Source organism: Vibrio sp. La 4.2.2 (assembly GCF_027586995.1).
Taxonomy (GTDB): Bacteria; Pseudomonadota; Gammaproteobacteria; order Enterobacterales; family Vibrionaceae; genus Vibrio; species Vibrio mediterranei.
The window spans coordinates 410,792-428,402 of the sequence record NZ_JAPPTJ010000003.1 but is presented as its reverse complement, the minus strand read 5'-3'; the positions used below and the strand labels follow the sequence as shown (position 1 = coordinate 428,402).

Annotated in this window: 16 protein-coding genes; 15 read left to right on the top strand and 1 reads right to left on the bottom strand. The window is 46.0% G+C overall.

From position 1 onward, the window contains the following. Genes fucI through fucO form a run of 5 tightly spaced genes read left to right on the top strand, consistent with a single transcriptional unit; the run spans window position 1 to window position 5,510 of the window. Window positions 1–1,752 (top strand): L-fucose isomerase, encoded by a 1,752-nt coding sequence (fucI, locus tag OH456_RS08325; protein WP_062460847.1) that lies wholly within the window; start codon window positions 1–3, stop codon window positions 1,750–1,752. Between the two features lie 38 nt (window positions 1,753–1,790). After that, window positions 1,791–3,239, top strand: a complete 1,449-nt coding sequence (fucK, locus tag OH456_RS08320) for an L-fuculokinase (RefSeq protein WP_198557641.1) — start codon at window positions 1,791–1,793, stop codon at window positions 3,237–3,239. Further along, entirely contained in the window at window positions 3,232–3,672 is a 441-nt protein-coding gene (fucU, locus tag OH456_RS08315) for an L-fucose mutarotase (RefSeq protein ID WP_006071568.1), read from the top strand. Before fucK ends, fucU begins: the two co-directional genes overlap by 8 nt. A gap of 2 nt (window positions 3,673–3,674) precedes the next feature. After that, window positions 3,675–4,322 carry an L-fuculose-phosphate aldolase gene (gene fucA, locus OH456_RS08310; protein WP_006071569.1) on the top strand — a complete coding sequence of 216 codons (648 nt, stop codon included), beginning with the start codon at window positions 3,675–3,677 and terminating at the stop codon, window positions 4,320–4,322. A 39-nt stretch (window positions 4,323–4,361) separates the two neighbouring features. Continuing rightward, on the top strand, window positions 4,362–5,510 hold the full coding sequence (fucO, locus tag OH456_RS08305; protein ID WP_006071570.1) for a lactaldehyde reductase: 1,149 nt from the start codon (window positions 4,362–4,364) through the stop codon (window positions 5,508–5,510). A 75-nt stretch (window positions 5,511–5,585) separates the two neighbouring features. On the opposite strand, the gene OH456_RS08300 is transcribed toward fucO, so the two are convergent. Further along, complete coding sequence (locus OH456_RS08300) at window positions 5,586–6,467, bottom strand: LysR family transcriptional regulator (RefSeq protein WP_006071571.1); 882 nt, start codon at window positions 6,465–6,467, stop codon at window positions 5,586–5,588. 155 nt (window positions 6,468–6,622) lie between these two features. Between OH456_RS08300 and OH456_RS08295 the strand changes: the two genes are divergently transcribed. From OH456_RS08295 to OH456_RS08250, 10 genes are all read left to right on the top strand, one after another. After that, a complete protein-coding gene (locus tag OH456_RS08295; RefSeq protein WP_270033248.1) occupies window positions 6,623–7,021 on the top strand; it encodes a RidA family protein in 399 nt (132 codons plus the stop codon). A gap of 78 nt (window positions 7,022–7,099) precedes the next feature. Further along, window positions 7,100–8,560: an aldehyde dehydrogenase family protein gene (locus tag OH456_RS08290; protein WP_270033247.1), complete on the top strand. Its 1,461-nt coding sequence runs from the start codon at window positions 7,100–7,102 to the stop codon at window positions 8,558–8,560. Between the two features lie 82 nt (window positions 8,561–8,642). Beyond that, on the top strand, window positions 8,643–9,632 hold the full coding sequence (locus OH456_RS08285; RefSeq protein ID WP_088877029.1) for a membrane dipeptidase: 990 nt from the start codon (window positions 8,643–8,645) through the stop codon (window positions 9,630–9,632). Between the two features lie 132 nt (window positions 9,633–9,764). After that, complete coding sequence (locus tag OH456_RS08280; RefSeq protein ID WP_423250089.1) at window positions 9,765–11,333, top strand: BCCT family transporter; 1,569 nt, start codon at window positions 9,765–9,767, stop codon at window positions 11,331–11,333. Between the two features lie 98 nt (window positions 11,334–11,431). Next, the gene (locus OH456_RS08275; protein ID WP_270033245.1) at window positions 11,432–13,150 is read left to right on the top strand and encodes a hypothetical protein; all 1,719 of its coding nucleotides are present in this window, start codon (window positions 11,432–11,434) and stop codon (window positions 13,148–13,150) included. Window positions 13,151–13,160: 10 nt separating this feature from the next. Continuing rightward, complete coding sequence (locus tag OH456_RS08270) at window positions 13,161–13,892, top strand: DUF3726 domain-containing protein (protein ID WP_006071577.1); 732 nt, start codon at window positions 13,161–13,163, stop codon at window positions 13,890–13,892. A gap of 197 nt (window positions 13,893–14,089) precedes the next feature. Continuing rightward, on the top strand, window positions 14,090–14,998 hold the full coding sequence (gene yhfZ, locus OH456_RS08265) for a GntR family transcriptional regulator YhfZ (RefSeq protein ID WP_006071578.1): 909 nt from the start codon (window positions 14,090–14,092) through the stop codon (window positions 14,996–14,998). A gap of 26 nt (window positions 14,999–15,024) precedes the next feature. After that, entirely contained in the window at window positions 15,025–15,909 is an 885-nt protein-coding gene (locus tag OH456_RS08260; protein WP_270033244.1) for a phosphotriesterase-related protein, read from the top strand. A gap of 18 nt (window positions 15,910–15,927) precedes the next feature. Next, complete coding sequence (locus OH456_RS08255; RefSeq protein WP_031494231.1) at window positions 15,928–16,290, top strand: DUF2620 domain-containing protein; 363 nt, start codon at window positions 15,928–15,930, stop codon at window positions 16,288–16,290. 2 nt (window positions 16,291–16,292) lie between these two features. Next, window positions 16,293–17,597 (top strand): YhfT family protein, encoded by a 1,305-nt coding sequence (locus OH456_RS08250; RefSeq protein WP_006071581.1) that lies wholly within the window; start codon window positions 16,293–16,295, stop codon window positions 17,595–17,597. Window positions 17,598–17,611: the final 14 nt, after the last annotated feature.

Below are 17,611 nucleotides of genomic sequence, written 5' to 3'. Positions count from 1 at the left end.
ATGACTACAACCCTAACAAGAATTGGTATTCGTCCAACCATTGATGGTCGCCAAATGGGCGTTCGCGAGTCTCTAGAAGTTCAAACTATGAATATGGCGAAGAACCTCGCTGCTTTCATTGAAGAAAACATTAAGCATGTATGTGGCACTGCGGTTGAATGTGTTATCGCTGACAGCACGATAGGCGGTGTTGCGGAAGCAGCGGCGTGTGCAGATAAGTTTCGTCGCGAGAATGTAGGGGTTTCAATTACTGTTACACCTTGCTGGTGCTATGGTACAGAAACTATTGATATGGACCCACATATGCCAAAAGCGATTTGGGGCTTTAATGGCACAGAACGCCCAGGAGCAGTGTACTTAGCCGCGGCCATGGCTGGACATTCTCAGCTTGGTTTACCCGCTTTTTCTATCTATGGGCAAGAGGTGCAAGACGCTGATGACACATCTATTCCTCAAGATGTTCAGGATAAGATTTTACGTTTCTGCCGTGCTGGCTTAACAGTAGCAGCCATCAAAGGCAAGTCATACCTGTCCATGGGCTCGGTCTCGATGGGTATTGCAGGTTCGGTGGTCGATCCAGATTTCTTCCAACGTTATTTGGGAATGAGAAATGAATATGTCGACATGACTGAAATTAAGCGACGCTTGGATCGTGAAGTCTACGATAAAGATGAATTTGAGTTGGCATTAGCATGGACAAAAGAAAACTGTAAAGAAGGCAAAGACTATAACGGCGAAGCGTTGCTTGAAGAGCAAAAGCAGCAAGATTGGGAAACCGTCGTTAAGATGACGATGATCATGCGCGATCTCATGATAGGTAACCCTAAACTAGCGCAGTTAGGCTTTGGCGAAGAAGCAATGGGACACAACGCCGTAGTGGGCGGCTTCCAAGGTCAACGCCACTGGACTGATCATTTGCCAAACGGTGACTTTAGCGAAGCGATCCTTAACTCGTCTTTTGACTGGAATGGACTTCGTGAACCGTTTGCTCTAGCTACAGAGAACGACAGTTTGAACGGCGTAAACATGCTGTTTGGCAAGATGCTTACCGGACAAGCTCAGGTTTTTTGCGATGTTCGAACCTATTGGTCTGATAGTGCGGTAGAACGAGTGAGTGGCTACAAACCAGAATCTGGTTTCATTCACCTTGTTAACTCCGGTTCCGCTGCGTTAGACGGCAGTGGCGAAGCAAAAGATGAGCAAGGCAAACCTGTTATCAAACCTCATTGGGATATGACGGTTGAAGATGCGCAACAATGCCTAGATGCTACTCAATGGCCACCTGCAATAAGTGAATACTTCCGTGGAGGCGGTTTCTCTTCGAACTTCCTAACACATGGTGACATGCCATTCACTATGCACAGAATCAATCTCATTAAGGGTGTTGGCCCTGTGTTACAAATTGCTGAAGGGCACTCCATCACGCTTCCTGAAAATGTTCACAATACGTTGAATGAGCGTACCAACCCAACATGGCCAACGACGTGGTTTGTTCCAAGACTCACTGGCACTGGTGCATTTAGAGACGTGTACTCGGTCATGGCTAATTGGGGTGCGAACCACTGCGTTATCACTCATGGTCATATCGGGGCGGATCTCATTACCTTAGCTTCCATGCTACGTATTCCGGTGTCTATGCATAACGTTGAGTCGAGCGAGATTTTCCGCCCGCATACTTGGAGCGCATTTGGTCAGGATGCGGAAGGTCAAGACTACCGAGCTTGTGCCAACTTTGGCCCTCTATATAAGTAACTAGGTAAGGCGGGGAAACCCGCCTATAGGATCGCGTTATGTCAGTAGTAATAGTTTTGGATTGTGGCGCTACCAATATTAGAGCCATTGCCGTCTCCGATAACGGACAAATACTCGCGTCGCACTACATCAAAAATAACACTCAGTTATCGGGTTCTGAAAACCAATACCATGTGTGGGATTTTGCAGAGATATGGAGCAAGCTGGTCAGGTGCTGCGCCGCGGTTACTAGCCAACTGAATGCAGAGCAGATAGTGGCGGTGACAGTAACCACGTTCGGGGTTGATGGTGCACCGTATTCGAAAAGCGCTCAACAAATCTATCCAATTATTTCTTGGAAATGTCCGAGAACGGTACCTGTGATGTCGCAAGTAGAGACAGAGACCGACAGACTCGCCCTCTACCAAAGTAATGGGGTTGGCGACTACAGCTTCAATACGCTCTACAAGCTTCGTTGGCTTAAAGATAACGAGCCGAAGATCTATCAATCGATGGACAAGTTTGTGTTCATTTCCTCGATGCTAACTCACAAGTTAACCGGAGAACTGACCACAGATCGAACCATGGCTGGTACCTCAATGCTAACAAGTCTAGGTGATGGTAATTGGGATGATAAGACATTGTCATACCTAGATTTAAGTGCTGAGCACTTTCCGAACCTAATAGATGCCGGTTGTCAGGTTGGATTGGTACTCGATGAGGTGGCTGAGCTGTTGGGATTACCAAAGTCGACTCCAGTCGTTTCTACCGGACATGATACTCAGTTTGCGTTAATTGGTTCTGGTGCTGAACAAGACCAAGCGTTTTTAAGCTCAGGTACATGGGAAATTCTCATGGCTCGTTCGTCGAAGCCCAAGGTGGATAGAGACTCTCTTGAAAAAGGATTAACAGTCGAATTGGATGCGGTTCAAGGGGTATACAACCCGGCTATCCAATGGTTGTCCAGCGCTGTTATTGAGTGGGTTGTTAACCACTTTTATCAAGCGGAAAAAGACAGCAGCGAACTTTATCAGATCATGATTTCAGAAGCTGAGTCCGCCGGCCCTGGAGCAGGGAATGTTCGCTTTAATCCAGATTTTTCTGTCGACGCTGGAGGGCAAGGTAACGGTGCCATTGAAGGTTTGTCTATTCACACCACGAGAGGACAAATTACCCGAGCTGTTTTTGAAGGATTAAGTCTGCAGTTCAAACGTAACTTTGATTACCTTGCAGAGCGTTGCCATTTAGGAAGTTTACCCGTTATTGCCGTAGGTGGAGGGACAAAGAATACGCTCTGGAACCAATTGCGTGCCGATGCCATTCAAAAGCCACTATTAATCGTCGACCAAGCAGAGGCGACGGTAACTGGAGCTGCAATGGTGGCGTTTTACGGTGTTGGTCATTTTAACTCGTTATCTGAGGCTCAAAATGCCATGAAATCGCCGACAACGAGAGTCGAACCACGTAATCACGTAATGAGCACAAAGAAGGAGCCAGAATATGCTTAAAGGAATTCATCCGGCGCTATCTCCGCAGTTAATTGCAACATTAGCAGGCATGGGACACGGAGACGAAATCTTACTTGCAGACGCACATTTTCCGGCTGCGAGCTTTAATTCCAACGTTATTAGGGCTGATGGTATTCGAGTTAGCACGCTACTAAGCGGCATCATCCCACTATTTGAATTGGACCAATATGTTCAGCAGCCCTTGGCGATGATGCAGGCTGTTGAAGGCGATACGTTAGATCCTTCGGTTGAGGATCGCTATCTAACCGCGATAAACACTAACAACATTGATGCAACCATGATTGAGCGTATCGAACGATTTGCTTTTTATGAACGCGTGAGAAGTTGCGCCGCCGTCGTCGTTACTGGCGAAACGGCAAAATACGGCAACATCATTCTTAAGAAAGGCGTAACAGAATTTAAGGAACTATAAGCATGAACAGACAACAACTTTCGCAACAAATCATCGACACTTGCCTTGAAATGACAAGACTTGGGTTGAACCAAGGCACTGCTGGAAATGTCAGTGTTCGTTTTGATAACGGTATGTTGATCACACCAACGGGCATCGCATACGACAAACTCACCCCCGATCATATTGTGTATGTCACTCATGATGGGTTCTTTGAGGAAGGCAAGTTACCGTCATCAGAGTGGCACTTCCATCTGACTTGTTATCAAACTCGTGAAGACGTTAACGCGGTAGTTCACAATCACGCCATTAATTGTGCGGCGGTATCCATTCTGAACAAACCAATCCCAGCGATTCATTATATGGTTGCTGCGTCGGGTGCGACAGAGATCCCTTGTGTCCCTTACGCTACTTTTGGCAGTCACGAACTAGCCGATTATGTCAAAGAAGGGATGGCAAACAGCAAAGCCATTTTGCTGCAACACCATGGACTTATTGCGGGTGAGGCTAATTTAGAAAAAGCACTGTGGCTAGCACATGAAGTCGAAGTATTGGCTGACCTCTATCTGAAAACAATGGCGATTACACCAGATGTCCCTGTGCTTGACGATGCTGAAATGCAAAAGGTCTTGGGCAAGTTCAAGTCATATGGACTGAGAGTTGAGCAGTAGTTACCAATAACCTAATTGAAGATGTAGAGGGAAATGACCATGGCTTTTTCTTTAAATTTACCCAAGTTGAGTTTAGCTGGGGCTGGCGCTATTAATGATGCGGTACAAGAGATCCAAGCTCAATCGATTAACACTGCGCTTATTGTGACAGATGCGAATCTGGTTAAACTGGGAATTCTTGATTCATTACTGGCTCAATTGGAGCAGCTCAGCATTGATTATGTGTTGTTCGATAAAGTGACACCAAACCCAACGGCTGCACTAGTAAGAGAAGGGGTCGAGCTGTACCAAAAGGAACAGTGTGACTGTTTCATTGCTGTAGGTGGAGGTAGCCCTGTAGATTGTGCTAAAGCTATACGCATAGTGACCTCAAATGGCGGTGACATCTGTGATTATGAAGGTGTAGGCAAAGTGCGAGTTGTAGGTGACTACTTTGTCGCGGTTAATACGACAGCAGGGACAGCGGCAGAAATGACCTCTAATTCGGTGATTACTGACGAAGAACGGCAAGTAAAAATGGTGATTATCGATGCCAAACAGATCCCTGATTTGGCGGTTAATGACCCTGAGCTTATGTTGGGATTACCAAGCAGCGTAACCGCTAGCACGGGTATGGATGCGCTCACCCATGCCATTGAAGCTTATGTTACACCCGGTGCACATACACTAACTAAACCGACGGCTTTAGAAGCAATTCGCCTCATCAATAAATGGTTACCTGTTGCGGTAGATGATGGCCAGAATCTAGAGGCGCGTGAACAATTAGCTTGTGCTCAGTTTCTTGCAGGTATGGCGTTTAACAGCGCAGGTTTAGGTTTGGTTCATGCCATGGCTCATCAACCAGGTGCTACACATAACCTTCCTCATGGTGTTTGTAATGCTATCTTGTTACCGGAAGTGTGTGAGTTCAATGCTCAAACACGTCCGCAACCGTTTAGAGCGATTGCCGAAGCTATGGGTTCGAGTACTGCGGACTTAGATGATGAATCTGCGGCGAAAGCTGCGATAGCGAGAATTCGTCAGCTTTCACAGCGCGTGCAAATTCCAAATGGCTTAGCAGAGCTAGGCATTCAAGAAAGTGATTTTGCTCTTTGGTTAGATAAGACTCTGGCTGACCCATGTCTTGGAGGCAACCCTAGAGTTCCGACGCGAGAAGAAATCCTTAAGCTATTTGCTCAAGCTATGTAACGTAATGAAAAACCTAGCGCAATGCTAGGTTTTTCTGAACATCCTTTTGAATGTTGTGTAGGTACTTGATGTCCGCTAATCGTCATAATTCAAATAAGTCACACATAAGTCATGGAATGCCTGCGCTTGTGGGGAAATCGTTCGCTCAGTAAGGCGAAATATCCCGATTTGCCTTTGTAAAGGTGGGTCGATCAGAGGAAGCCAGACTAATCGAGTTTCATTAGTGGGAAAGGCAAGTTTTGGCAGTGTGGTAATGCCAATACCAAGCTCCAATACAGAGAAAAGAGAGGTGATATTTTCGACGGAATACAAAGCTTGCTCGCTGAGGGCTCTGGCTGGTGTTGGGTCTAGGAGTTTACAAGTACCATTTCTGATAAACGGCTGTTGTAACAGAGTTTGCCATTCGATGCCTTCGCTTTGAGAAGCAATAGGGTTGTCTTTCAAACAGACGACACCAATAGGATCTGAGATAAGCGGCGTAAACTCGATGGCGCCATCCTCAAGGTGTGAGCTGTTACCTAGGGCCAAGTCGACTTCCCCTGACAATAGCCGTGCTTCGACACCAGCGGCGTTATCATCAATCAGACTTACCTCCACATTGGGAAATTGTTCGCAAAAAGCACCCAATACACTGGGAATCAGCTTAGCAGCGACGGAGGGGACACTGGCGATTCTGACTCGTCCCTGTTGTCCCGCAGCAGCGGCTCGTAAATCATTATCTAATGCACTATAGACGTTAAGGAACTGGATTACTTTGGGCAGACATATCTCGCCAAATGGTGTGAGTTTGGATTTGTTCCCGGATTCAAACAGCGCCTGACCTAAGTTCTTTTCAAGTTCTTTTATTGATGTGGATAATGCTGCTTGCGAGCGGTTGGCTCTATTTGAGGCTGCTCTGAATCCACCTTCTTCGACCACCATCACAAAATGCCGCAATTGTTGAAGTTTGATACTCATTAGACCACTTCCTTAAGCCCTTTTGTCACCGTACCTTTTGTAAGGTGATAGATTTTACTTATCAAATGTAAAAAATTTACCGTTAGATTTATCAAATATCAAGTAGCATTATTTAACCATCAAGAAACATAGTTGTTACAAATGGTGGATTGCTCGTGAATTTTAAAACCCAAAAGTCTCCAGTTAAAACTTCTCTATTTGCTTCAAAGGCGCCACTTGAATGGGCGATCGTCAACAATGGCACATTATATACCGCGCAGATCCCTATCGATGATACTGGAGCTGTTGTTGATGGTGGCATTGAAGCACAAACCCGTCAGACATTTAACAACCTTTCTCACACACTGGAATGTGCAGGTTCGTCTCTAGATTCAGTTCTACAAGTGTTGATCTACGTGACAGACCGAGAGTACCTCAAAACCGTCAATGAAGTTTATGCAGAGTATTTTGAAGCACCTTATCCAAATCGCGCAGCTATGGTCGTGGCGGGGTTAGCGAGAGAAGAAATGTTGGTGGAGTTTGTTGTGTACGCAGCCGCGCCGCAACCAGAGTAACGACAGTTTACTAATCAACTAAGCAGAATATTGGCGGCTAGATCTCATCTAGCGAGCTACAGAACAAGGAAAGCACAAATGACTCAACAACTTACTATTCCAACTGAAAATGCCTTGTACATCGCAGGGGAGTGGCAGTCTGGTGTGAGCACCATCGCCAACATTAACCCATCAGATATTTCTGAAAATCTAGGTCACTTTGCTCAGGCAAGCCAAGTGCAAGTTCAGCAAGCCATATCCGCAGCTAAACATGCACAGCCAGAGTGGGAAAAAACGTCTATTGAACGCAAGCAAGCGGTACTTCAAGCAATTGGAGACGAACTGATAGCGCGCTGCGATGAACTTGGTACCTTGCTTTCTCGCGAGGAGGGTAAGCCATTTTTAGAAGGTCGTGGTGAAATCTATCGAGCTGGTCAATTCTTCCAATACTTCGCGGCTGAGGTGTTACGTCAGATAGGTGACAGTGCCGACTCAGTGCGTCCGGGCGTTTCAGTGGAAGTGACTCGTGAAGCTGTTGGTGTGATTGCTATTATTTCCCCTTGGAACTTCCCAACAGCAACGGCGGCTTGGAAGATTGCACCTGCATTGGCTTTTGGTAACAGCGTCATTTGGAAACCTGCGAATCTTACTCCAGCGAGTGCGGTGGCTTTAACGGAAATTATCCATCGTCAAGGCATACCTGCTGGTACGTTTAACTTGGTGTTAGGTAGTGGTTCTGAAGTGGGTAACACTTTGATCAATTCTACAGATGTGAACGGCGTCAGCTTCACGGGTTCTGTTGAAACGGGACGTAAAGTGGCCGCCGCAACCGCCCCGAATTTTGTTCGTTGCCAGTTGGAAATGGGTAGCAAAAATGCTCTGGTCATTGCCGATGATGCTGATATCCAGATTGCAGTAGAGGCGACGATTGCTGGATCTTTCTCTGGCGCAGGCCAAAAGTGTACTGCGTCTTCTCGCCTTGTGGTGATGGATGGCATTCACGACCAATATGTTGAAGCACTCATTAAGCGCATGAGCGAACTAAAAGTAGGTCACGCACTTGAAGAAGGCATCTTTATGGGACCTGTCGTCGATGGTAACCAGTTAGAGGCAAACTTTGGGTGGATTGAAAAAGCTCGTCAAAGTGGAGCAGAGCTCGCATTTGGCGGAGAACGTCTGAATCTTGCGCATGAGGGTTACTACATGTCACCAACTCTGTTCTTGAACACTAAGAATGAGTGGGAAGTGAACCAAGAAGAGGTGTTTGCGCCTATGGCGAGCGTTATTCGAGTTGCCGACCTTGACGAAGCAATCGCAACAGCGAACGACACACGATTTGGATTAACGGGTGGCATCATCACACAAAGCCTGCGAAACAGCGCCATCTTCAAACAACAGATCCAAACCGGTTGTGCCATGGTGAACTTGCCAACAGCAGGCACAGATTACCACGTACCGTTTGGTGGTCGTAAAGAGTCTAGCTTTGGTCCTCGTGAGCAAGGTCAATATGCAAAGGAGTTCTATACCGTAGTAAAAACAGCGTACCAACGCCCTTACTAATTATCACACGACGCCGAGAGAGTGACGTTGTGACGTCACTCATTTTGAACACCAATTCAATGAGTACAGCAAGAGGTGGGGTATGTACCAGCAAGGGATTGTCATAGACGGATTGCAATACTGCAATTGGGACAGAGAGTATTTTCAAACGCTCAAAGCCAGCGGCATTACCGCTGTTCACGTTACTATCGCTTATCACGAGAATGCACGTGAGACACTGACTCGATTTGCCGAATGGAACCTTCGTTTCGAGCAAAACGACGACCTCATTATGCCGGTTTATTCCATGGCAGATGTCGAGCTTGCAAAGGCATCGGGCAAGGTTGGCATCTTTATGGGGGCGCAGAACTGTTCTCCGATTGATGACGAAATTGGCTTAATTGAAGTCATGCGCCGTCAAGGGCTGCTCATCATGCAACTGACCTACAACAACCAAAGCCTATTAGCGACAGGGTGTTACGAAAAGCACGACACAGGCATCACCCGTTTTGGTAAGCAAGTCATCGAAGAGATGAACCGTGTCGGCATGATCATCGATATGTCACACAGCGCCGAACGTTCAACGCTGGAGGCGATAGACCTTTCTGCTCGTCCAATTTGTATCAGTCATGCCAATCCAACGTTCGCTCATGATGCACTGCGAAACAAGTCGAACACGGTGATCAAATCCCTTACCGAGCGTGGCGGCCTGATTGGATTTAGCCTTTATCCATTTCATCTACCCAATGGCAGTGAGTGTTCATTAGAGGATTTCTGCCAAATGGTAGAGAAAACGGCGGATATTGCAGGCATCGACCACATTGGTATCGGTAGCGACCTTTGCCTGAATCAGCCTCAACAAGTTTTGGAGTGGATGCGCAACGGACGCTGGTCAAAAACCATGGATTATGGCGAAGGCTCGGCTGCTAACTCAGGTTGGCCTGATGCTCTTCCTTGGTTCAGCGGCAGCAAAGGAATGGAAAACATCTACAACGGATTAGTCCGTCATGGCTTTAGTGAAGTCGAGGCGGGGAAAATTATGGGTGGTAATTGGTTTGACTTCTTACAACAAGGATTGGAGCCAAATCTATAGCGTACACCCGAACATGGAAGAGCTCGCCAATACAAAAACAATAGGTGAGCGTTAAACACAACATAGGTTGCTTTCCCCAAGGCGAGCAACACAAACTTCTGGAGTCAGAGTATGTCTGATCTAACCAATAGCATGAACACAGCACCACCGTCTTCTGCAAGCGCGGAGATAGAACATCAAAGCAAACTCTCTTCATCGGATAAGTTGGGGTTGAGTAACCCTGCATTTTGGTACAGTGGCGGCTTTATCGCTCTGTTTGTTGCACTTGCGCTTTATGATGGCGAGCTGCTTTCATCTCTAGTCAATGCTGGTTTTAGCTGGTCAGTAAAAGTTTTTGGTCCTTACTGGCAAATATTACTACTACTCACTTTTCTTATTGGTCTTGGTCTCGCAGCAGGGCGAACAGGCAAAGTGATTTTGGGCGGTAACGTGAAACCAGAGCTAGACTCATTTCGCTGGATGGCTATTCTATTCTGTACCTTACTGGCAGGGGGCGGTGTATTTTGGGCAGCAGCTGAGCCTATTGCGCACTATGTGAGTCCTCCTCCTCTGTACGGTCCCCAAGACAGCGTTATGCAAACAGCGATTAATGCTTTATCGCAGTCATTTATGCACTGGAGCTTCTTGTCATGGGCAATTGTAGGTAGCTTAACCTCTATTGTTATGATGCATTTGCACTATGACAAAGGCTTACCTTTAAAACCTCGAACCTTACTGTATCCAGTGTTGGGAGAGCGTGCGTTGAAAGGTCATACCGGTGCTCTGATTGACGCATGTTGTATTGTAGCAGTTGCTGCAGGAACCATCGGACCTATTGGTTTTCTGGGGCTGCAAGTGAGCTATGCATTGAACGCACTGTTTGATATTCCAGATGGCTTTACCACTCAGCTGATCATTATTCTGTTCGCGATAGTGCTATACACGCTATCAGCACTCAGCGGCCTTAATCGCGGAATGCAGATGTTGAGCCGTTATAACGTCATCTTAGCTATTGCGCTGATGGTTTATATCCTACTGTTTGGTCCAACTAACTTTATCTTCAATGGCTATATCCAGGGTATGGGTACCATGTTGGATAACTTTATTCCAATGGCGACATATCGAGGCGATGAAGGGTGGCTGAGCTGGTGGACGGTATTCTTCTGGGGCTGGTTCTTAGGTTATGGACCACTAATGGCGATTTTTATTGCTCGTATCTCACGTGGTCGAAGCATTCGCCAAATCATTTCTATTATTAGTATTGCGGCGCCATTCGCGACTTGTTTCTGGTTCACCATCGTTGGTGGGACTGGACTTGCGTTCGAGATTGCCGACCCTGGTAGTGTTAGTAAAGCATTCGAAGGGTTTAACCTTCCGGGAGCGTTACTCGCAGTAACACAGCAGCTACCTATGCCAATGCTAGTTTCCATTTTGTTCTTAGTGCTTACCACCATATTCATCGTCACTACGGGAGATTCGATGACTTACACCATCAGTGTTGTCATCAGTGGTGAAACGGAGCCAAATGCCATCGTCCGTACCTTTTGGGGAGTAATGATGGGGGTGACGGCAATCATCTTAATATCACTGGGATCGGGCGGTATTTCGGCACTGCAGTCCTTTATCGTGATAACCGCGGTACCAGTATCCTTAGTACTGTTGCCCTCACTATGGAATGCTCCGCAAATCGCGATGAAACTGGCAAAAGAACAAGGCTTATAAACACAACAATAGTTCTTCAATAACGTGAATGCTGTGTGGGCTTAGGTTCACACCCCACGCAGCTCCAATCATTCTTATAATTAAAACAGGTGAGCAAAATGGATGTACATCGTTCAACTTACACTGAGACTCCGCTTCGTAGCGTTGATGTGGTAATGAATCCACAACGACTTGGCGCTATGCATCAAAATCGAATCAGTTTTGTGCGCAGCTTAATCCGCAAAATGGCACAGCAAAATTGGCAGGTGAGTAAGCATGAATGGCAGCTGTCGCCGCAAGGGTATGGACACGTCATTTACCGTCTCGCAACACCTAAGCACGTTTATCATCTAGTGGTATTTTGTGACCAGATTGCTGATGAAGAGCGCAATGATCGCGTGATTGCAGAGAAATGGGATGTGACATTCGCCCTAGTGTATGGAGATGTTGATGTGTCTCTGTTGGAAAAGCTGCGTGCCAATGTGCCGCTTCAAGAAGCAGGGCGCAATACCAACGATGTTCTTGTATTGGCTCGCGCCAATAAGAGTGTTCGAGTCTTCGAACATATTGTTTCTCACCTTGCCAAGGGCACTCAACCAGACGCGAAAGAGCTTGCTGAGGTTGGTTATATTCTGCGTACAACGGCAGTTTACGGTAATGGTAAGTTCGGCATTGCTGACTTTAAGTTACTGGAAGATAACGATGACTTTAGTCAGTCATTCAGCGCCCAAATGTGCGCGGTGTATCTGCTACGCGAATTCAGTTTGGATTGGGTGCATTACTTGGCGACGCAACAAGGCGGTGATAAGGCGATATCATTAGATCGCGGTTTGCAGCGATACTTGGGCGTTGGGAATGCGACTGGGCTTGGTATGGCGCCATATTTGATTAATCACCCATGCATCGTTGACCAGTGGATGACGTCACGAGAAAAAGCACTCGCGATGGTGTTGGCGCAGCAAACTAATAAAGATAAGTTGCCGCAACTTAAAGTTCTGCTTAGCAAAGCGACTATGCACTTGGCGCAAGTAATAACGATTAATGAGGTGCAAAACAGCTTAAATCAGCAGGCGCTTGATGAATTGTCTTTACTAGTAGACGACCTAGCTACACATCTTGAAAATGCCTCAACTTGGGGTGATTTGCTCGAACAAAATCAGTTAATGAATATGGAGGCCCAAGAAATCCTCATTGCGTGTCTGATGGAGCTCTACCCAGAACAAGTTGATGTATTTGCAGATCAGATGAATACGGATGAAACGCTGTACCTGCCAACGGGTAAAAAAGTCAGTGATTTGATTTGGTTATTGGAAACTCGTTATCAGTGGGCAGTTAGTACTGACTTTTCGATGCCAGAAAACAACTATTGGTTCTGGTATCGGTCACAGGACAAAGAAGAGCCACGCTTAGGTGTTCGTGAGGAAGAACAAGGTGCAGATAAAGAACTACCGCTTGATATTGGTAGACAAGCGTATTACCTGTACAGAGCGTTAGAGCAACAATCTCAAGAGATGTCGATTGCGCAATTTCTGCTGCATTCTCCTCAATATCGATCTATTGCAAGAAGGGTATGGACGCTAGGTAATCGCGTGATGGGAGACATTCAAATGAATGTTCTCCATAAACAGTCACTACCTATGCATTTATTGCGTTGCAAACTCGCCATCTTTGGGGCGACGAAGTTTGATCCTCGATCTGACCGCTGGGTCCGAGTCACCTTTTTCCAAGGTGCCCCATTGCTAGACGAAATCGGCGATGAGAATTACCAAGATAATTGGATCTTTCCATTGTTGCCTAGTGAGCAATCTATGACTTCCATTAACTCTATTACGCCATAAGGACGTTGGTATGATCGTATCTCACAATGAATTAGTCGCTGCTGTAAACAAAGCTTTTTTGGGAATGAAACGCTCCTGTGGCGAAGCGGACGTGATTGCTAATATGGTTGCGGACTTGCAAATGGTTGGGCTTAATGGGATTCGCCATTTTAACAATGCATGTAACTACCTAGGTCTTGAACAAGACTGCGCAGTTCAAATCAATAAGGTTGAACCAGGTTTACTGGAGGTGGACCTCCACCAAAATAGCGTAGCGTGCCATCTGCCTGTGATCTTAGATTTCGCACTCGAGTCGATGGTTGGGCAGAAGCAGCTCAAAATGACATTATTGAACTGTCACAATCGCTGGCTGGCGTATAGTGAATTGGTAAAACTGGCAGCGAAGGGTATTGCTTGTAGAGCATATTGGAGCAATGGTAGTCAGCCCAAACGCACTCTTTATGTACTCAACCGAGGATGTGTTGCACCTGAGCTCTATTTTTCTGACACCGATCTTGTTGAAGACGACCTTCACTCGATGACGATTGAACTGTCGATTGAGGACTTTAACCAGACAGAATTAGCGGGTCAATACAACACCCATATCGATAGCACTGAACTTTCTAGCTCGCAGCAAGCCGCTTGGGTAGAAGGCATTTTTGTTGATGATGCCGAGTGGGCAATGTTAAAGCAGACGGCAACGATATTCTTAGTAGAAAACAGTCAGCGCTCACTGCAAGGAGCGGGTGAATTGGTGGAGTGATAATCAAGCCCACACTGATCTTATAAGGTTAGCAATAGATGAAAGTGCCGAGTAATCCGGCACTTTTTTCATGTTTGGTGACTGGCAATCCAGTTTTAATGCTTTTTGTCAGTAGTTAATAAGAGTGTGACGCGCTTTGCTTTTTTTATTGTTCTGGTATGGTTAAATTAAATCCTCAAAAAAATGAAGAATAAAAAATGAGTAGTCAAAACTATATAAAGAAAAACGGAGCGGCCATTATTCATATCGCCCGTTACTTATTAACGACTGAGGCTGGAGATAGACTCAAGACGATTGATGAGCTGTCGATCGACATCGGTTGTTCCGTTGGATATGTAGCAAACGCGATTAAATTTATCGAAAAGGAAGAGGCGGTCTACCTAAGCCGACAAGGGCGTAATGGCACCATTATCTCTTCACTAAATTTCAATAAGCTGGTGGGTATTTCCGAGATTGGTAATATCGTTTGTGCGATGCCGCTGCCGTATACAAAGCATTACGAGGGATTGGCCTCTGGTCTTAAGCAACAGATAGACAACGTGCCCCTGTATTTTGCTCATATGAGAGGCGCAGGGGTTAGGGCGGAATGTCTTAGTGACGGTATCTACGATATCGCTATCATGTCCAAACTGGCGTCAGAAAAGTATGTTGCAGAAGGCGACTTGGAGATTGCAGTAGAGTTGGATGCGCACAGTTATGTACCAGAACATCGATTGATTTACAGGCAGTCGGAGCGTAATAACATTAAACGTATCGGTGTTGATGCTGAATCGCCAGACCAAAAACTGCTTACTGAAATCTACTTTAAAGATCAAGAAATTGAGGTGGTTCCAGTACCTTATAACGAATGTCTCAAACAGATTGTCAAAGGGGAGATCGATGCTGCAATCTGGTATGCCTCACGAGAAGATTCTATTGAGGCGATGGGCCTTAGCGAAGAGCCGCTCACGTCTATTCCGGATTTTGAAAAGGCGTCGATTGCAGTGTTGATGGTTAGAAAAGGTTCGGACTATCTAAAGGCTATGCTAAAGAAATTCGTCAATAACGAGAAGTTACTAGCGCATCAAACGGACGTGATATCCGGTAAAGTGATTCCAACTTATTAGGTTCTAGCTAACAAGGAGAAAATGAGATGTCATTCGACACAACCGGCTTTACCTATTGCCATGAGCATCTGCATATCGATTTATCTCCTGAGAAGGGAGATATTGATTGCAAACTTGATCAATTTGAATTGATTAAACAGGAGCTTATCTCGCTTAGGAAACTTGGAGTACGGAATATCGTTGAGGTGACTAATCGTTTTATGGGTAGAAATCCTCAATTTATTGAGGATTTAATTAAGGCGTCAGAGATGAATGTTGTTTTGTCGACTGGCTATTACATCGAGGGTTTCTTTCCGGATTTCTTAGCGAATCTGTCGATTCGAGATATTGCCCAAACCATGATTGACGAAATTGAACAGCCTCTGGATGGCACCTCTCTAAAGGCGTCTGTGATTGGTGAGATTGGGAGCAGCGAAAACCAATTCTCCCCACTAGAAAAGAACGTCTTCTTGGCTGCGGCCATTGCTCACAAAGAAACAGGCGCGCCTATTTCAACGCACACCTCATTTAGCACGATGGCGAAGCAACAGATCCAGTTACTTGGTGGTGAAGGTATCGACCTTAGGAAGGTGACGATAGGACACTGCGACCTTCGAGATAACCTTGATGACTTGCTCTACTTGTTGGATCACGGGTGTTACGTGCAGCTCGATACAATTGGTAAGAACAGTTACTACCCAGATGAAAAGAGAATTGAAGTGATTAATACCCTGATCGATAGGGGATACGTCGAGCAACTTATGTTGTCGATGGATATAACTCGACGTTCGCATTTAAAAGCGAATGGCGGGTTAGGTTTTAGCTACTTGATGGAGGAGTTTGTTCCTCGACTGTCCGCTTCTGGTGTAAGCGAAAATGATGTCGAAATTATGCTCAAACACAATCCAAACCGATTTTTCAATAACGGATAAACATAAAAGGAAAGCAGAATGAAAACGATCGCAATCGCGGGTTTACAACGCGAACAAATTAAAGCGCAGATAGAAGAGGCGGCACCAGGAAAGTTTGAGTGCCACATTCTCAACGACATGGATGCCGCGATGAAAGTAAAAGCAGGAGAACTTGATTACTACGTCGGGGCTTGCAATACAGGTGCGGGCGCTGCACTTAGCATGGCTATTGCTATTATTGGCTTCAATGAGTCGTGCACGATTGCGAAGCCTGCTATTCAAGCTAAGGAAGAGCAAATTGCTCAATTTATTACCGAAGGCAAAAAGGCATTTGGATTATCAATTGAGCACGTAGACCACGCCGTTCCTATGTTAGCGACATTGCTAGCGAGAGAGGTGTAGTTATGGATATCACCAACATTGCTCTAATTGCGACCTTGTGTGCAATGACTGCTTTAGTCGCACATATGTCGGCCGCCGTATTTCACGACGGGATACGACCCATATTGCCGCAGTTGATTGAAGGCAACATGACACGCCGAGATGCTGGTTCCGTTGCTTTTGGTTTGTCTATCGGTTTTGTCGCGTCTGTGGGTATTTCTTTTACCTTATCGACAGGCCTTCTTAACCCGTGGCTGCTTTTCTTACCGACGGACATCATAGGTGTTATGGCAACGAGCCGCATTATGGCGGTGCTTGGGGGCGGCATTTGGGGCGTATTAGTGGTTACCAGTCTGGCTGGTGTTAATGCGGTTCTGACAGGTCTTCCAATTGATGCGCTGGGTGCTTTGGGTGAGTTGGGTACACCTGTCATGTCGGCGTTTGCGTTATTCCCACTGTTAGCTATTTTCTACCAGTTTGGATGGAAAGCAGGGGCTGTTGCAGGTGTTGTGATACTTCTATCACGACTGTTTGTTATGAAGTTTACGGGTATCTATCCTGAGTCGATTCAGATCTTTGTTGGTATGGTGATGCTTGTGGCTATAGCGATTCGTAAAGATGTTCAAGATAAAGCGAACGGTATTACCCCTCCAGATATGAGTGGTATGCGAAGCTTGTTTGAAGAGCGAACTAAGCGAATTTTCAAGAACATGCCTTACTTAGCTGTTGTCGGTGCACTGATAGCCGCCGCCGCTGCGTCGGGGATCTTTGCGGGTTCAGAAGTCTCTATTTACTCGTTAGCAGATGCCTACAAAATAGAAGACCCTGTTGCTCAAAAAGAAGCGTTAAACCAAGTCGCTTTGTCTGAAATGATGCGTGGTTTAGGCTTTATTCCACTGATTGCCACTACGGCACTTGCTACTGGGGTTTATGGCGTTGTTGGCTTTACGTTTGTGTTTGTAGTGGGTTATCTCTCACCAAATGTACCTGTGGCAGCAGTACTTGGCGCGATTACAATTTGCATCGAGATTTTCTTGCTTCGTGGTATTGGTCGCTTCTTAGAGCAGTTCCCTTCAATTCGAAATGCTTCGGACAATATTCGTAATAGCATGAACACGCTAATGGAATTTGCTTTGCTTATTGGGGGGGTGCTTGCAGTGATGAAAATGGGTAGCACGACAGGGTTCACGATCTTTGCAATGTTGTATTACTTGAACGAAGTAATGGGTCGTCCAATTTTGAAGATTGCAGCGCCTGCAGTAGCGGCAATACTTACCGGTGTGGTGTTAAACCTACTTTACGTCTTTGGGCTTTTTGTTCCTGCATAAATACGTGTACAGCT